Consider the following 17,974-nt stretch of genomic DNA (forward strand, 5'->3'; position numbering starts at 1 on the left):
TTTAGGAGGGTAAATGTCTAGAAATATTAGTTTATTGTCTGGAAAAAAGGACGATAAGAATAGCTTGTTTGGAAAGATTTCAGTTAGTCCCAATGAGGCTAGTGATTCCGTGCTTGCGGCTGAATATAATTTGGGCGTTTCTACTGTTCATAGTGCCAAGAGTTTCTATGACTTTCTCAGTGAAGATTTCAAAAGTAAGAAAGCCTACGTTTGTACTGGAAGTGCTTGTATGTGCAGGGGAACCCAAGATGATGTTTCAGATAAGCTAAACAATAAATTTGGTGAAGGTAATGTTGGGGAAATGATTTGCCTTGGAAGGTGTTATGAAAATAGTGCTTTTTTCTATAATGGTGAAAACTATTCTGGCGATGATATAAACAAATTAGATCAGATTATTGCTGGAAAACATACCAGTCAAGCTTATGAAATGAAGTCGTTTTCAAAGACACCTTTTTTGGTTGAAGAAGATGTTCTTTCTACCTATGATCACTTTAAAGACTTACTTCAAACATGTTTTGAAACAAAAAAAGAGGATTTGATTGCTTCATTAAAAGATTCTGGCCTACGCGGCAGAGGCGGTGCTGGCTTTCCTACAGGAATGAAGTGGGAGTTTTGTCAGGCTCAGGAGGCTTCTGCTAAATATGTAGTGTGTAATGCTGATGAAGGCGATCCTGGGGCTTTTTCAGATAGATATCTTTTAGAAGAGCAGCCATTAAAAGTTTTATTTGGAATGGTAATCTGTGCCTATATTATTGGCTCAAGGCAGGGTTTTTTATATATTAGGGGTGAGTATCCTGAATCAATTACTATTACAAATGATTCTTTAGAAAAATTACGGGAACTAAACCTTTTGGGTGACAATATATTAGGAACTGGTTTTGACTTTGATATGAATGTTGTTGAAGGTCAAGGGGCATATATTTGTGGAGAAGAAACTGCGTTAATAGCTTCCATTGAGGGTCGTCGTGCTGAGGTAGATGTTCGTCCTCCATTTCCTGTAGTTGAGGGTTTATACAAGAAACCAACTGTAGTTAATAATGTTGAAAGCTTAGCGGCAGTTGCAGCAATATTTAAACTTGGTAGTGAGTCCTACAAGAATATTGGAAATGGCAGATCCTTAGGAACTAAATTAGTCTCTTTAGATGGTTATTTCAATAATCCTGGTCTTTATGAAGTAGATTTAGGTACTCCAGTAAGTTATATTATTGATGAAATTGGTGGTGGATTTAATGATGATATTAAGGCTATTCAGATTGGTGGTCCATTGGGAGGGATTGTTCCAGTAAATATACTGAAGACCTTAACACTAGACTTTGAAGATTTTTCTGAAAAAGGATTTCTTCTTGGGCATGCAAGTTTTGTGTGTATTCCTAAGTCATTCTCGGCTGTAGAATACGCAAAACATCTATTCGCATTCACTGCTCATGAATCATGCGGTAAGTGCTTTCCATGTCGATTAGGGTCAACTCGAGGCAAAGAAATGTTAGAATCTGCACTTGAGGAAGATATTAAGTTTTCGGAAGAACTTATTCATGATTTATTACAAACAATGGAAGTTGGCTCGCTATGTGCTTTAGGTGGAGGACTTCCCCTTGCAATTAAAAATTTACTCGAATATTGTTCTGACGAGTTTAAACCTTTGATGGAGAAATAGTATGGCAGACAAGCCACAAGGCGTATTTATTGATAATGTTGAGTTCCCTTTTGATGACTCAAGTTCAATATTAGCATTTACTGATAAGGCCTTAGGAGATAAGATTATTCCGACACTCTGTAATGATGATAATTTGCAGCCATACGGTGCTTGTCGAGTTTGTTCAGTTGAAGTTCAACAGTCCGAAGATGGGCCAAAAAGAACAGTTGCATCATGCCATACTCCAATTAGTCCAGGTATGCGTATTTTTACAAATTCTGATAGTGTTAAAAAACTTCGTAAGAACATTGTAGAGTTAGTATTAAGTGATCACCCACCTGAGTGTCTTACATGTGAAGTAAACGGCAATTGCCAACTCCAAGATGTAGCAGCTAGTGTTGGTGTTAGGAAAATACGATATGCAAAAGGAGATAATCATATCGATCGTGAAAAAGATTTATCACATGCCTATATGCGCATGGACCTTTCTAAATGTATTAACTGCTCAAGATGCGTTCGTGCTTGTGATGAGGTTCAAGGTCAGTTTACCTTAACTATGACTGGTCGTGGTTTTGAGTCTAGAATTACCACTGATAATGATATGTTATTTGGCGATTCTTCATGTGTTTCATGTGGAGCTTGTGCTCAAACTTGTCCAACATCTGCAATCTCTGATGTGTTCCAATCCAAATCAGTTGAGGCTGATAAAACTGTTAGAACTACCTGTTCATACTGTGGTGTAGGCTGTAACTTGGAGGTAGCGGTAAAGAATGATGAGGTTTTATCAATCCGTGCACCGCAAGATGGTGTAAATGCTGGACATACTTGTTTAAAAGGTCGCTATGCATTTAAATTCTATAATCATGAAGACAGACTGACTTCTCCACTTATCAGAAAAAATGGCGAGCTTACACCTTGTTCTTGGGATGAAGCTCTAGACTTTATTAAAGATAAATTTGAATCAATTAAGAAAGATCATGGTCCAGATGCAATTGCTGGTATTTCCTCTGCAAGATGTACAAACGAAGAAAATTACATGTTTCAGAAGATGATTAGACAATTAGTTGGAACAAATAATATTGATTGTTGTGCTCGTGTTTGTCATTCTCCTACTGCTTGGGGTATGCAGCAGAGTTTTGGAACTGGAGCTGGAACTAACTCAACTGCTGATATTCCTTTAGCTGACTTAATGATGGTTATTGGTGCAAATCCAACTTCTGCTCATCCTGTAACAGGTGCGAAAATTAAACAGCAAGCTATGTCTGGGGCAACACTTATTGTCATTGATCCAGTTCGAACAGAACTGGCTCGTATGGCTGATCATCACTTGCAACTTAAGCCAGGAACTAATGTTGCTGTATTAAATATGTTCCAGTACTTCATCGTTGAGGCCGGACTTGTTGATCATGAGTTTATTAAAGAACGTTGTGAAGGTGGTGAGGATTTTATAGAACAAATAAAAGAGCTGGATGTTGACGCAATGGCTGAGATAAGTGGCTTAGATAGAGAAGATGTAAAAGCTGCAGCTCTTGCTTATGGATCCGCAAAAAATGCTATGGAATTTCATGGCTTAGGAGTTACAGAGCATTCTCAAGGAACAAAGACTGTTATGCTGATTTCTAATTTAGCAATGATGACAGGAAATCTTGGTCGACCAGGCGTTGGAGTTAATCCACTTCGTGGTCAAAATAATGTTCAAGGTGCAGCAGATATGGGTTGTCAGCCACATCATGGTCCAGGTTACTTATGGATGGATCAAAAAGAAGTGCAAGATTTTTATGAAGATAAGCTTGGGCTTCCAACACCAACGACACCTGGAAGAAAAATTCCTGAAATGTTTGACGGTGCTGTCGATGGGACTCTTAAAGCTTTATGGATTTTTGCAGAGGATGTTGTTCAGACAGATCCAAATACACACCATGTTGTCAAGGCAATGCAAGGACTTGATCTCCTTGTTGTTCAAGAAATCTTCATGAGTGAAACTGCTAAGATGGCAGATGTAGTTCTCCCAGGAACAACTTTTCTTGAAAAGAGTGGTACCTTTACGAATACTGAGAGACGAATACAGCAGGTTAATGCTGCAGTAAATCCTCTTCCAGGAACAAAAACAGATGGTCAAATAATTGTTGAGATGATGCGTAAATTAGGCCTTGATCAACCTGATTTTGATGCTAAGACTGTTTTGAATGAAATATCTAAAGTAGTATCATTTTTCGAGGGTGTAACGTGGGAAGGTTTGAGAGCTAGTCCGATGGGATTGCAGTGGCCTGTAAATAAAAAAGGTGAAGATACTCAGATACTTCATATTGGAGAGTTCAAGAGAGGTAAGGGTAAGTTTCATTATCACGATTGGAAAGAAAGTGAAGAGCTAACTAAACATAAGAACGAATACCCCTTTATTCTTACAACTAGCCGTGAACTGCAACACTATAACTGTGCAACTATGACTAGGCGAACATCAAACGTTAAAATATTAACTAAGGATGTCATTATGCTAAATCCTAAGGACGCCAAAGCAAAAGATCTCACCTCTGGTGATCGAGCAACTTTGAAGTCAGACCGTGGAGAGGTTACTCTCGATGTAGAGGTTACAGATAGAGTTAAAAAAGGTGTAGTTAGGACTACTTTCCATTTTCCTGAAGTGCTAATTAATGAAGTTACTAGTGGCGTTACAGATGAGGAAACAAAGTGTCCAGAATACAAGATTGTTGCAGTTGATGTATTGAAGGCTTCTTAGAAGATTTCTCGAAGGCTTTTAGTTTTTCAAAAATTAATATCGTCTTTCTAGCTTACTTTTTTGAAGGATACGTCCTGCAATCTCTTCAATTGAAATATGACTGGTATCAATAAATGCAATATCATTTTGAATAAACATATCTTCAGCTCTTCTGACCTCTTTTCGACATTGATCAATTGATGCATAGTTACTATTTGATCGACGTTCATCACGTATATTTTGCAGGCGAACTGGATTAATACTTAATCCATAAAGCTTGTGCTTACATTTTTGCAAGATACTCGGAAGTTTAACAGAACTAAGATCTTCTTCTATCAAGGGATAATTAGCAGCATAAATGCCATACTGAAGAGCTAAGAATAAACATGTTGGTGTTTTTCCAGATCGAGATACTCCCGTTAGAATAATATCGGCATTCTCATAGTTTTTTGTATTAAGCCCATCATCATTATTTAGTGCAAAATTTATACTATCAATTCTTCCTGAGTAAGTATTTTTGTTTCCAACTCCATGTGATAATCCCATTTCATGAGAAGATTTAGTAGCAAGAGTATTTTCCAACTTTGAAATAAAAGTTTCAAAGAAATCAAAAATGATACCACCACTATTTTCAAGTAATTCTCGATATTCATTTGATACTTGGGTGCTAAAAATCAGAGCTGGTAAACCATCATTTTCAGATGCTTTTTGTATAAGTTTGGCAGCCTCTTTAGCTTTTTTAAGATTATCAATAAATGCTAGATTGATGCGTTTAAATTCTATTTCAGGGAATTGAGTAAGTAAACTATTTCCCAATGCTTCAGCTGTAATACCAGTTCTATCTGAAATAAAGAAAACTGTTCTCATATTAATATTTATTATTGTTAGAGTTCACCAAGCTTATTCCAAGTCTCAACTACTGTATCAGGATTTAATGAAATACTAGAGATTTTTTGTTGAAGTAGCCACTCAGCAAAATCAATATGATCAGAAGGCCCCTGGCCACAAATTCCAATATACTTTCCTTGACGATGACATGCATCAATTGCCAAAGTGATCATTGTTTTAACAGCATCATTTCTTTCATCAAAGCCATCTGCAATTAAGCCAGAATCTCTATCCATTCCAAGTGTAAGCTGAGTAAGATCATTTGAACCAATAGAAAAACCATCAAAATACTCTAAGAAATCATCAGCAATAATTGCATTTGATGGAAGCTCACACATCATTATAATTCTGAGCCCATCTTTGCCTCTTTCTAATCCATTCTCTTTAAGAATTTCTATAACTTTTGAAGCCTCTTTAGTAGTCCGTACAAAAGGAATCATGATTTCAACATTATAAAATCCCATTTCATTTCTAACTTTTTTTATTGCTCTACACTCCAGCTCAAAGCATTCTCTAAACTCAGAAGAAATATATCGAGATGCCCCTCGAAATCCAATCATGGGATTCTCCTCTACTGGTTCGTAAATATCTCCAGCAAAAAGGTTAGAATACTCATTAGATTTGAAATCAGACATTCTAATAATAACTGGGGAATGAGAAAAACTAGCGGCAATAGTTGAAATACCTTCAGTTAGTTTTTCGACATAAAAATCAACTGGGGATTTATAGCAAGAGGTGCGTTTTAAAATATTATCTTTGAGTTCTTTTGGTAAATCATCTAACTCTAGCAATGCTTTAGGATGAATTCCAATAGTATTGTTAATAATAAACTCAAGTCTTGCTAGACCAACTCCTGCATTAGGAATACTAGCAAAATCATAAGCTCTTGATGGATTACCAACATTCATCATAATTTTTACAGGTATTTCAGGTAGAGCACTAACCTCAGAAAATGTATGTTCAAATTCCAAGGCACCATTATAGACAACGCCAGTATCACCTTCAGCACAAGAAGCGGTAACAACATCAATACTTTTAAGAGCTTCAGTTGCATTACCCGTTCCTACGATAGCAGGAACACCAAGTTCTCTAGCAATAATCGCAGCATGACATGTTCTACCACCTCGATTAGTTATTATCGCCGAAGCTAACTTCATTACTGGCTCCCAATCAGGATCTGTCATATCAGTAACCAGGACATCACCTTTGTTGACAAGACTCATTTCAGATAAATCATTAATTATTCTAGTTTTACCAGCACCAATTTTCTGACCTATTGCCCTACCTTCTATAAGAATTTGAGAGGTTTCAGTAAGTTTATAACGCTCAATTTGCTGAGAATTTTGTCGACTTTTAACTGTTTCAGGCCTAGCCTGGACAATATAGATTTTTCCATCAGAGCCATCCAGAGCCCACTCTATATCCATTGCTCGTCCATAATGTTCTTCAATCTTGATAGCATATTGGGCAAGTTCTTCAATTTGGCTATCATTTAGACTAAACTTTAGAGATTCTTCTTTATCTACAGCGATAGTATTGACTGTAGAATTTGATTTGGAATCTGCATAAACCATTTTTATAGACTTAGAGCCAAGGCTTCTAGATAAGATTGCAGGTTTTTTAGATTTAAGAGTAGCTTTATGAACATAAAATTCATCAGGATTAACAGAGCCTTGAACAACAGTTTCTCCTAAACCATAGGCAGAAGTAATAAATACTACATCATTAAAACCAGACTCAGTATCAAGAGTAAACATAACACCACTTGAACCAATATCACTTCTAACCATTTGCTGAATTCCAGCTGAAAGAGAAACCATTTCATGTGCAAAACCCTGGTGAACCCTATAAGAAATAGCCCTATCATTATATAAAGATGCATATACTTTTTTAATTGAGAATAAGATATCCTCAATACCGCATACATTTAGATAGGTTTCTTGTTGGCCAGCAAAAGAAGCCTCTGGCAAGTCCTCTGCAGTAGCTGATGAACGAACTGCAAAAGTCGCTGCTGATCCATACTGCTCTGTTAATAGTTCATAACTAGCAACTATTGAGTTTTGAAGTTCTTCTGGAAAAGGTGCTTCTTCAACCCATTGGCGAATTAGTGCACCGGTATCTGTAAGCTTTTTAATGTCAGTAATATCAAGTGATAAAAGAAGCGTATTTATTTTGTGCTTGAGTTTTGAATGATTTAAAAAGGATTCAAATGCTTCAGCTGTTGTTGCAAATCCTCCTGGTACTCTTACACCCTGGGAGCTTAGACCACTAATCATTTCTCCAAGAGAGGCATTTTTGCCACCAACCCTTTCTACATCAGATATGCCAACATCTTTAAGCCAAACTACATTTTCATTCATTAAAGTCCTTTTGGATAACAATTAACCTTCATATAGCCACAAAATGTAATAATAAGATTTATTATCAAAAGTATAATTTTAATACATAAAAAATGTAATGATTTATTGATTATTAATGTTTATATTTTTTTTTATCAAATTAATAATTACAACAAAGTGTATATAAATATTTTTGCTCATTTTTGCTTATATAGAAGCCTTTTTCAGAAAAAAGAGGCACTAATAAATGTATAATAACCAGTCCAAAAATAAATTCATAGGTTAACTAATGGCATCTCAACTGGAATTAGCAAACGCCATCCGTGCTTTAAGTATGGATGCTGTTCAAAAAGCAAACTCTGGGCATCCTGGAGCGCCAATGGGTATGGCTGATATTGCAGAAGTTTTATGGAATAAGCATTTAAAGTTCAATCCATCTAACGCTAATTGGCCTGATAGGGATCGTTTTGTTCTTTCAAATGGACATGGATCAATGCTAATATACTCCCTGTTACATCTTACAGGTTTTGATTTAAGTATTGATGAGCTTAAGAATTTTCGTCAACTTCATTCAAAAACTCCAGGCCATCCTGAGTATGGCTATGCAGAGGGTGTAGAAACAACTACTGGTCCATTGGGTCAGGGTATTGCAAATGCCGTAGGCATGGCTATTGCAGAGAGAACACTTGCTGCGACATTTAACAAGCCTGGACATTCTATTGTAGACCACTTCACATACGTATTTATGGGGGATGGTTGCCTTATGGAGGGATTGTCTCACGAGTCATGTGCTATGGCAGGAACTTTAGGGCTGGGAAAATTAATAGCCTTTTGGGATGACAATGATATTTCAATTGATGGCCATATTGGTGATTGGATGGAGAAGGGAGTTCCTGGTCGCTTTAAGTCATATAACTGGCATGTAATAACAGATGTTGATGGCCATGATCCTGAGGCAATTAATGCAGCTGTTGTAGAAGCTAAAGCCATGAATGATAGACCTACTTTAATTTGCACTCGAACTGTAATTGGTTTTGGTTCCCCAAATTTAGCAGGTTCTCATGATTGTCATGGCGCACCATTGGGAGATGATGAGATTGCTAAAACAAGAGAACAATTAGGCTGGAGTTTTGCTCCATTTGAGATTCCTCAGGAAATTTATGATGGCTGGGATCATCATCAAGAGGGGGCTGAATGCGAGGATAATTGGAATGAAAGATTCACAGCCTATAATGCATCTTATCCTAAGGAAGCCGCTGAATTTAAGCGACGTATGTCTGGAAAATTACCAGATAATTTTGCTAAAAAAATGGATGAGTATATTCTTAAAACTCAACAAGACATGCCTAATATTGCCTCAAGAAAGGCATCACAAAACGCAATTGAAGCTATGGGTCCAATTGTTCCAGAATTATTTGGAGGCTCAGCTGATTTAACAGGTTCAAATTTGACTAATTGGTCAGGCAGTGTTGTGGTTAATGCTAATAACGCTGATGGTAATTATATTTCCTGGGGAGTTCGAGAGTTTGGTATGGCAGCTATGATGAATGGCATGGTTCTTCATGGTGGATTAAAAGTTTATGGCGCTACCTTTCTGATGTTTATGGAGTATATGCGCAATGCGCTTCGAATGTCAGCAATGATGAAGATTGGTACAATTTTTGTATATTCGCATGATTCAATAGGCCTTGGTGAAGATGGACCTACCCATCAAGCTGTTGAACAAATAGCAACAATGCGAGTAATTCCTAACTTTCAAACTTGGAGAGCCTGTGATGCAATTGAGTCTGCAGTTTCTTGGAAAGTTGCAATGCAAAGATCAGATGCCCCGACAGCCTTAATTTTCTCTAGACAAAATTTGACTCCTATGGAAAGATCTAATGAGCAAATTCTTGACATAGAAAAAGGTGGTTATGTTTTAAAAGATTGTGGGGGTTCTCCAGATATTATTCTCATTGCCTCGGGTTCAGAGGTTTCTCTAGCTGTTGATTCTGCAAAAGAAATGACTGACAAAAAAATTCGTGTGGTTTCAATGCCATCTACTAATGCCTTTGATGAACAAGAACAAGATTACAAAGACTCTGTTTTAATACCTGGCATTAAGCGCGTTGCAATAGAGGCTGGTGTTGCAGAATCCTGGTACAAGTATGTGGGTATTGATGGAGGCATTGTTGCAATGTCATCTTATGGTGAGTCTGCTCCTGCAGGCGAGCTTTTTAAGCATTTTGGGTTTACTGTTGAGAATGTAGTAGATACTATAAATAAAGTTTTAGATTAATTTTTTTTAGGAGTAAGTAATGACAATTAAAGTTGGTATTAATGGTTTCGGTCGAATTGGAAGAATGGTTTTTCGGGCAATCGATAAAGACTTTGATAACCTTGAGGTAGTAGGAATTAATGATCTTCTTGATAATGATTACCTAGCGTATATGCTTCGATATGATTCAGTTCATGGTCGTTTTGGTAAGGAAGTAGCTGTAGAAGGAAATAATTTTGTTATTGATGGAAAAAAGATTCGACTAACAGCAGAAAGAAACCCTTCTGATTTAAAGTGGGGGGATGTTGGTGCTGATCTAGTAATTGATTGCACTGGATTCTTCTTAACTGAGGAGGGCTGTCAAGCACATATCGATGCAGGTGCAAAAAAGGTAATTCAATCAGCGCCATCTAAAGATACTACTCCTATGTTTGTTTATGGCGTTAATCATGATTCATATGATGGGCAAGCCATAATTTCAGCTGCTTCCTGCACAACAAACTGTCTGGCTCCTATTGCTAAAGTATTAAATGATGAGTGGGGAATTAAGCGAGGATTAATGACTACTGTTCATGCAGCAACTGCAACTCAAAAAACTGTCGATAGCCCTTCTATAAAAGATTGGAGAGGTGGACGTGGTATTTTAGAGAATATTATTCCTTCTTCAACGGGTGCTGCGAAAGCTGTTGGTAAAGTCTTGCCTGAACTTGATGGTAAATTAACTGGCATGGCTTTTAGGGTTCCCACTTCAGATGTTTCAGTTGTTGATCTAACTGTTGAACTTAATAAAGACTCTAGCTATGAGGAAATTTGTGCTGCAATGAAAGTAGCATCTGAAGTTTCAATGAAGGGAGTTTTAGGTTATACAGACGAAAAAGTTGTTTCTACAGATTTTGTCGGGAGCACATATGCCTCTACTTTTGATGCGGAGGCTGGAATGTCAATGGACTCAACCTTTGTCAAATTAGTATCATGGTACGATAATGAATATAGTTATACCTGCAACTTATTGCGTTTAGCTGAGCATATTGCCTAAATATTATATTTTTGAATCAGTTATGAGGTTGAAATTACATGCTTAAAATGACTGACCTTGATTTAAGTGGAAAGCGAGTTTTAATTCGCCAAGATTTAAATGTACCCATTAAGAATGGCGAGGTTGGCAGTGATAAGCGAATTATTGCCTCTTTACCATCTATTCTTTTTGCAATTAATGCTGGTGCTAAAGTAATGATCACCTCTCATCTTGGCCGACCTAATGCTGGAGAGTTTGATAAAAATTTTTCACTGGAGCCGGTTGCTAATCATCTCTCGGAACTCCTTGGCCAGTCAGTTAGACTTGAGTCTAATTGGCTAGATGGAGTTGAAATAGAAGCTGGAGAGGTAATTTTATTTGAAAATGTTAGATTTAACGTTGGTGAAAAAGAAAATGATGAAACCTTGTCAATGAAGATGGCAGCGTTGTGTGATATTTGTGTTCAAGACGCATTTGGAACAGCTCATCGTGCCCATGCCTCAACCTATGGAGTGGCTAAGTATGCACCAATAGCTTGTGCCGGACCATTGCTTATTTCTGAGCTTGAAGCATTGGGTCAAGCCTTAGATAATCCAAAAAGACCTTTAGTTGCAATTGTTGGTGGATCAAAAGTATCAACCAAATTAACTGTATTAGACGCACTTTCTAAAATTGTTGATCAGTTAGTGGTTGGTGGCGGTATTGCAAATACATTTATTGCTGCTCAGGGACATGGGGTTGGGCAGTCTTTGTGTGAGCATGACCTTATACCAACGGCTAAAGCCTTAATGGATAAATGTGATATACCCATTCCAAAAGATGTAGTTTGTGGGAAAGAGTTTTCAGAATTTGCAAATGCTGAAACTAAAAGCTCAACAAATGTTGCTAGCGATGATATGATTTTTGACCTTGGGCCAAAATCAATAGATGTATTGTGTGAAATTTTGCAAAATGCTGGAACAATTCTTTGGAATGGACCTGTTGGAGTATTTGAATTTAACCAATTTTCTAAAGGTACTGAGAGAATTGCAAATTCTATTGCTGAATCAGAAGCATTTTCTATTGCAGGGGGTGGTGATACTATTGCAGCAATAGATAAATTCAAAATTGAAAATAAAATATCCTATATTTCAACGGGTGGTGGAGCATTTTTAGAGTTTTTAGAAGGAAAGCAACTTCCTGTTGTTGAAATATTAGATTCAAGAAATGAGGAGTAAATATTAATAGAAGAACTAAAATTTTAGCAACCCTAGGGCCATCAACAGATAGACCTGAAGTCTTGAAAGGAATTCTAGATGGTGGGGTTAATGTAGTTCGTATAAACTTTTCACATAATGATGAAAAAGATCATTTAAAACGAATCAAAGCGATAAGACAATACGAAAAAGAAAATGATACTTTTATAGGTATTATGATGGATCTTCAAGGTCCTAAAATCCGAATTTCCAGTTTTAAAAATGATAAGGTTAAACTTAGTTTGGGAGATCAATTTATACTTGATGCTGATTTACCTGAAATGGAAGGTGATCATCAAGCTGTTGGAATAGCTTACAAAGAATTACCAAATGATTTAAATGCTGGGAATATGCTTTTATTAGATGATGGCAAAATAATTCTCAAAGTAGATAGAATTAAGAATTCAAAAATTTTTACTACAGTTATACAAGCTGGAACTTTATATAACAATAAGGGAATTAATTTACGTGGTGGAGGGCTTAGTGCTAGTGCTTTAACGGACAAAGATAGAAGTGATATTTTAATAGCTGCAAAGGCTGATGCTGATTATGTTGCTATATCTTTCCCTATTAATGCCGATGATGTTCGTGAAACTAAGAGACTTTTATTAAAGGCAGGGTCCAATGCAAGTGTAATTGCTAAAATTGAGCGCGCTGAAGCGCTTGAAGAAGATATTATTACTGAAATAATTCAAGAGTCTGCAGGAATAATGGTGGCTCGTGGAGATTTAGGTGTCGAAATTGGGGACCCTCAATTACCCGCCCAGCAAAAGCGACTAATCCAATTAGCAAGGGCTAATGACAGATTTGTAATAACAGCAACTCAGATGCTGGAGTCAATGATAAGTAGCCCAATTCCTACTAGAGCTGAGGTTTTTGATGTTGCTAATGCAGTTCTTGATGGAACAGATGCTGTAATGCTCTCGGCAGAAACTGCTATTGGTTCCTACCCAATTGAGGCAGTGAAGACGATGAATGATGTTTGTCTTGAAGCTGAAAAAAGTCCTACAGCAAAAGTCTCTCATCATAGGTTACATGAGGATTTTGAAGGTATTGATGAAACAATTGCAATGAGTTCAATGTATGCAGCTAACCATATAAAGGCAAAGCTTGTGGCCACATTAACACAAACTGGTAAAACTGCTTTATGGATGTCAAGGATTAGTTCTAATATTGCAATCTTTGCAATGTCAGATAATAATAAAACCTTACAAAAAGTAACTATATATAGGGGTGTTTATCCTTGTTATATAGAAAAAACAAGTGCTGATGACTGGAATGATGTTAATAGTCATGTCATTGAAATTCTTCAAAGCAAGGCTGAAGTTGAAGATGGTGATATAGTAGTGCTTACTAAAGGGATGCATAAAGATAAGTCAGGTGGCACAAATCTGATGAAGATTCTTTGTGTTGGTGACGGAAATTATTAAAAGCATAAATATAAAAAGGTAAACAATATGATGAAATATAAAGAAGAACTTAGAGAAACAGCAAGCCAACTAGCTGCTCAAGGTAAGGGATTACTTGCAGTTGATGAGTCGACGCCTACGATAGGTAAACGTCTTGCAGGAATTAATATTGAAAATACTGAGAAAAACCGACAGGCTTATCGTGGAATGCTTTTTACTACAGAGGGCCTTGGTGATTATATTAGTGGGGTAATACTTTTTGAGGAAACACTTTATCAAAAACATCTTGATGGAGAAAGCATGGTTTCAAAAATTCATAATTTGGGAGTCATTCCTGGAATTAAAGTTGATAAGGGGCTAAGTCCACTCTCAGGTGGCCATGAGCTTGAAACCTGGTGCAAAGGATTAGAGGGTCTTGCTGAGAGAACAGCTGAGTATTATGAGCAAGGGGCGCGGTTTGCTAAGTGGCGAGCTGTTTTACAAATCACGGCAGATGGTTGTCCTACTGATCTGGCAATTAGAGAAAATGCATGGGGATTAGCAAGGTATGCTCGAACTTGTCAAGATTCTGGACTAGTTCCAATTATTGAGCCTGAAATTCTAATGGATGGTAATCACTCAATTGAGCGAACAGCTGAAGTTCAAGAAAAAGTTTTGGTAGAAGTATATAGAGCATGTGCAGAAAATAATGTGTTCTTAGAGGGTACATTGCTTAAGCCTTCTATGACTGTTCAGGGTGCTGAAAATACTAATAAGGTTAGTTCAGAAGAGGTTGCGAAAATGACAGTTCGTACAATGAATCGATGCGTTCCAGCGGCAGTTCCGGGGATCATGTTTTTATCAGGTGGACTAACAGAAGAAGATGCCTCTGTTTATCTAAATACCATGAATAGCATTGAAAATAAAAGTACGACAAGTTTAACATTTTCTTACGGAAGAGCTCTCCAACAGTCTTGTTTGCAAGCATGGCAAGGTAAAAATTTGGAGGCAGGACAAAAAGCCTTAATGGCAAGATGTCAGGCTAACTCTGAGGCTTCAATGGGTGATTATGTTTCTGGTTCTCAACCCTCATCGCAAGATACATTATTTGAAGCTGGTTATAAGTATTAATATTTATGGTGTTTTTAGCCAATTTAGACTTATTAATTAATTTAAAACATAGAGCGTATAATTAAAAGCCCGAAATATTTCGGGTTTTTTTATAGAATAAACTGATTTTAAATGAAGCAAAGTAAATATTATCCTGTAATTGTTGTTGGTGGAGGCCATGCTGGAACTGAAGCTGCTCTTGCCTCAGCAAGAATGGGCGTTGATACATTACTAATAACTCATAACGTTGAGACCCTTGGTCAAATGAGTTGTAACCCTGCAATTGGTGGAATTGGTAAAGGGCACCTTGTAAAGGAGATTGATGCATTGGGTGGATTTATGGCAAAAGCCATTGATTCTTCAGGTATTCAGTTTAGGACTTTGAATGCATCTAAGGGGCCAGCTGTTAGAGCTACTAGGGCTCAAGCGGACAGAATATTATATAAAGCAGCTGTTAGATATAAAATAGAGAATCAAGAGAATCTAACGCTATTTCAGCAGCCAGTTGATGATTTGATTATTGAAAATCAAAGGGTTAAGGGTGTCATTACGCAAATGGGACTAGAGTTTTTTGCAGATAAAATAATTCTAACTTCGGGTACATTTTTAGGTGGAATCATTCATATAGGTAAACAAAATTATCAGGGCGGAAGGGCTGGTGATGCTCCAGCTAATGTACTATCTGAAAGACTTCGATCTTATGACTTAGGGGTTGGGAGACTTAAAACAGGAACACCTCCAAGACTTGATGGAAGAACAATTAACTTTGATGTTTTACAAAAACAAGAGGGCGATACCCCTTTACCAAGTTTTTCTTTTATGGGAAGTTCATTAGACCACCCTAATCAGATACCATGTTATATTACTCATACTAATGCAAAGACTCATGAGTATATTGTTAATGGTCTAAAAGACTCTCCTCTCTATAGTGGCAAAATTGAAGGCGCTGGGCCACGTTACTGTCCTTCAATTGAGGATAAAGTTGTACGTTTTGCAGAAAGAGATTCACATCAAATATTTGTTGAACCAGAGGGGCTTACGACTCATGAAGTTTATCCAAATGGTATTTCAACATCCTTACCATATGAAGTGCAAGAGGATTTTGTAAACTCGATTAAAGGGTTTGAAGATGCGAAAATTATTCGCCCTGGTTATGCCATTGAGTATGACTTTTTTGATCCACGAGGTTTAAAACAAACTCTTGAAGTTAAAAAAATAACTGGGCTATTTTTTGCTGGACAAATTAATGGTACTACTGGTTATGAAGAGGCTGCCGCACAAGGAATTCTTGCTGGAATCAATGCGGCATTACAGGTCCAAGAAAAAGACCCATGGATTCCTAAAAGAGACGAGTCATACATTGGAGTTATGGTTGATGATTTGACAACGAAAGGGGCAACTGAGCCCTATCGCATGTTTACTTCTCGTGCAGAGTATAGATTACTCTTGAGAGAGGATAATGCCGATGAAAGATTAACTCCAAAAGCCAGAGAGTTAGGACTAATTGATGAATCTCGCTGGCATTCGTTTAATGGAAAATATGAACAAGTAGCATCAGAAAAAAAACGTTTAAAGTCTTTTTGGATTCAGGCTGGTGACAAACAAGCTGAAGATGTTTTAGGTATAAAACTTGCTCATGAATATAGTTTAGAGGCTCTTCTCAAAAGACCAAACATAAACTATAAAACTCTTAGTAATATTGACAAAGCAAAACCATTTTTAGAAGATAAGTCAATTATTGAACAAGTTGAAAATCAAATCAAATATGAAGGTTATATTAAACGTCAATTAGATGAAATCGAAAAATATCGAAAAAATGAAAATACTAAATTATCTTCTGATATTGACTATAGTGAGATTAAAGCATTATCCAATGAAGTTAGACAAAAATTAAATGAGCATAAGCCTGAAACAATAGGGCAGGCCAGCAGAATTCAAGGAGTGACACCAGCTTCAATTTCTATCTTATTGGTTTTTTTGAAGACCTATAAAACCTTGACGTGAACGATAAAGAAAAGTTACTTTGTGACGGTGCTGAATTAATGGATATAGCTTTAACAGAGTTTCAAATCCAGCAATTATTAAGTTACCATTCACTTATTAGTAAATGGAATAAGGTCTATAACCTAAGTGCTATAAGGGATCCTTTAGAGTCAATTAAAAAGCATTTTTTAGATAGCCTATCAATAATAAGTTTTATTAAAGATGAGTTATTGCTGGATGTTGGATCTGGAGCTGGATTACCAGGAATTATAATAGCAATAATGAAGCCCAAAACCAAAGTTTTTGTGATTGATAGCGTTGGTAAAAAGTGCCGGTTTATGCAAACTGCAAAAACTGAGTTGTCACTTACAAACTTAACAGTTATTAATAGTAGGGTTGAAGATTTCGTGCCAAAAGAGACTTTTCCACAAATAACTTCAAGGGCTTTTGCAGATACAAATGAAACAATTAATAAAACTCAACATTTGGTGTCAAGTGATGGAAGATACTTGTTGATGAAAGGAGATAATATTAATGAAGATGATATTAATAATATTAATATTAAGGTTCATTCTTTAAAGGTTCCTTTTGTTTCAGATAATAGATCACTTTTAGAAATTAATATATAATTTTTGTTATGCAAATTGTTGATTCCCATTGCCATATTGATAGAGTTGATTTAGATGCTTTTGGTGGAAGCATAGAGTCAATGCTAGAGCATGCTAGTGAGCTATCAGTTAGTAAATTTTTATGCGTTTGTATTGATTTAGAGCATTTTAATCAGGTACATGATTTGGCATTAAAGTATCCTAATATTTTTTCATCTGTGGGTGTTCATCCTACAGAGACAAATTGTAAGGATCCGAGTGTTGAAGATTTATTGGGTTATGCCAAGAGTGAACGTGTTATTGCAATTGGTGAAACTGGATTAGATTATTTTCATGTAAAGAAAGATGATGCAGATTGGCAAAGAGACCGTTTTCGAAGACATATTAGAGCCTCTAATGAGTCTGGAAAACCTATGATAATTCATATGAGAGAAGCTAAATCTGATACGATTAATATTCTTTCTGAGGAGAAAGCTCAATCAGGTGTTATGCATTGTTTCTCAGAGGACTGGGAGACTGCTGAAGCAGCACTAGATTTAGGATTCTACATTTCTTTTTCAGGAATCTTAACATTCAATAGTGCGCAAACTCTGCGAGATGTTGCAAAAAAAATACCTGCTGAACGTATATTAGTTGAGACTGACTCGCCCTATCTGACTCCTGTTCCGTATAGGGGAAAACCAAATAGTCCAGCTTATACATATTATGTAGCAGAAAAGCTTGCTGAAATTCGCAATACTAGTATCGATAATATAGCTAGGGTAACAACGCAGAATTTTAACCAGTTATTTTTTCCATAAGC

The 17,974-nt window shown here is 36.6% G+C and carries 12 protein-coding genes; 10 read left to right on the plus strand and 2 right to left on the minus strand.

Going from position 1 to position 17,974, the window contains the following annotated elements; all coding sequences use genetic code 11:
- The first annotated feature begins 13 nt into the window (after positions 1 to 13).
- The gene (locus CRN91_RS02080; protein WP_114114801.1) at positions 14 to 1,654 is read left to right on the plus strand and encodes an NADH-ubiquinone oxidoreductase-F iron-sulfur binding region domain-containing protein; all 1,641 of its coding nucleotides are present in this window, start codon (positions 14 to 16) and stop codon (positions 1,652 to 1,654) included.
- Between the two features lies 1 nt (position 1,655).
- Positions 1,656 to 4,370 carry a formate dehydrogenase subunit alpha gene (gene fdhF / locus CRN91_RS02085; protein WP_114114802.1) on the plus strand — a complete coding sequence of 905 codons (2,715 nt, stop codon included), beginning with the start codon at positions 1,656 to 1,658 and terminating at the stop codon, positions 4,368 to 4,370.
- 33 nt (positions 4,371 to 4,403) lie between these two features.
- Here fdhF and CRN91_RS02090 read toward each other — a convergent pair whose 3' ends face one another.
- A complete protein-coding gene (locus CRN91_RS02090; RefSeq protein ID WP_114114803.1) occupies positions 4,404 to 5,216 on the minus strand; it encodes a posphoenolpyruvate synthetase regulatory kinase/phosphorylase PpsR in 813 nt (270 codons plus the stop codon).
- 17 nt (positions 5,217 to 5,233) lie between these two features.
- A complete protein-coding gene (gene ppsA / locus CRN91_RS02095) occupies positions 5,234 to 7,597 on the minus strand; it encodes a phosphoenolpyruvate synthase (protein ID WP_114114804.1) in 2,364 nt (787 codons plus the stop codon).
- Between the two features lie 268 nt (positions 7,598 to 7,865).
- Here ppsA and tkt point away from each other — a divergent pair, with 268 nt between their 5' ends.
- From tkt to CRN91_RS02135, 8 genes are all read left to right on the plus strand, one after another.
- A complete protein-coding gene (gene tkt, locus CRN91_RS02100) occupies positions 7,866 to 9,854 on the plus strand; it encodes a transketolase (RefSeq protein ID WP_114114805.1) in 1,989 nt (662 codons plus the stop codon).
- 19 nt (positions 9,855 to 9,873) lie between these two features.
- A complete protein-coding gene (gene gap, locus CRN91_RS02105) occupies positions 9,874 to 10,869 on the plus strand; it encodes a type I glyceraldehyde-3-phosphate dehydrogenase (RefSeq protein WP_114114806.1) in 996 nt (331 codons plus the stop codon).
- 38 nt (positions 10,870 to 10,907) lie between these two features.
- Entirely contained in the window at positions 10,908 to 12,065 is a 1,158-nt protein-coding gene (locus CRN91_RS02110) for a phosphoglycerate kinase (protein WP_114114807.1), read from the plus strand.
- Between the two features lie 2 nt (positions 12,066 to 12,067).
- Positions 12,068 to 13,513, plus strand: a complete 1,446-nt coding sequence (pyk, locus tag CRN91_RS02115; protein ID WP_114114808.1) for a pyruvate kinase — start codon at positions 12,068 to 12,070, stop codon at positions 13,511 to 13,513.
- Between the two features lie 27 nt (positions 13,514 to 13,540).
- Positions 13,541 to 14,602 carry a class I fructose-bisphosphate aldolase gene (locus tag CRN91_RS02120; RefSeq protein WP_114114809.1) on the plus strand — a complete coding sequence of 354 codons (1,062 nt, stop codon included), beginning with the start codon at positions 13,541 to 13,543 and terminating at the stop codon, positions 14,600 to 14,602.
- A 111-nt stretch (positions 14,603 to 14,713) separates the two neighbouring features.
- The gene (gene mnmG, locus CRN91_RS02125) at positions 14,714 to 16,585 is read left to right on the plus strand and encodes a tRNA uridine-5-carboxymethylaminomethyl(34) synthesis enzyme MnmG (RefSeq protein WP_114114810.1); all 1,872 of its coding nucleotides are present in this window, start codon (positions 14,714 to 14,716) and stop codon (positions 16,583 to 16,585) included.
- A 38-nt stretch (positions 16,586 to 16,623) separates the two neighbouring features.
- Positions 16,624 to 17,193 carry a 16S rRNA (guanine(527)-N(7))-methyltransferase RsmG gene (gene rsmG, locus CRN91_RS02130; protein WP_371412780.1) on the plus strand — a complete coding sequence of 190 codons (570 nt, stop codon included), beginning with the start codon at positions 16,624 to 16,626 and terminating at the stop codon, positions 17,191 to 17,193.
- Positions 17,194 to 17,201: 8 nt separating this feature from the next.
- Positions 17,202 to 17,972: a TatD family hydrolase gene (locus tag CRN91_RS02135; RefSeq protein ID WP_114114812.1), complete on the plus strand. Its 771-nt coding sequence runs from the start codon at positions 17,202 to 17,204 to the stop codon at positions 17,970 to 17,972.
- The last annotated feature ends 2 nt before the right edge of the window (positions 17,973 to 17,974 follow it).

Source organism: Candidatus Thioglobus sp. NP1, assembly GCF_003326015.1.
Classification (GTDB): domain Bacteria; phylum Pseudomonadota; class Gammaproteobacteria; order PS1; family Pseudothioglobaceae; genus Pseudothioglobus; species Pseudothioglobus singularis_A.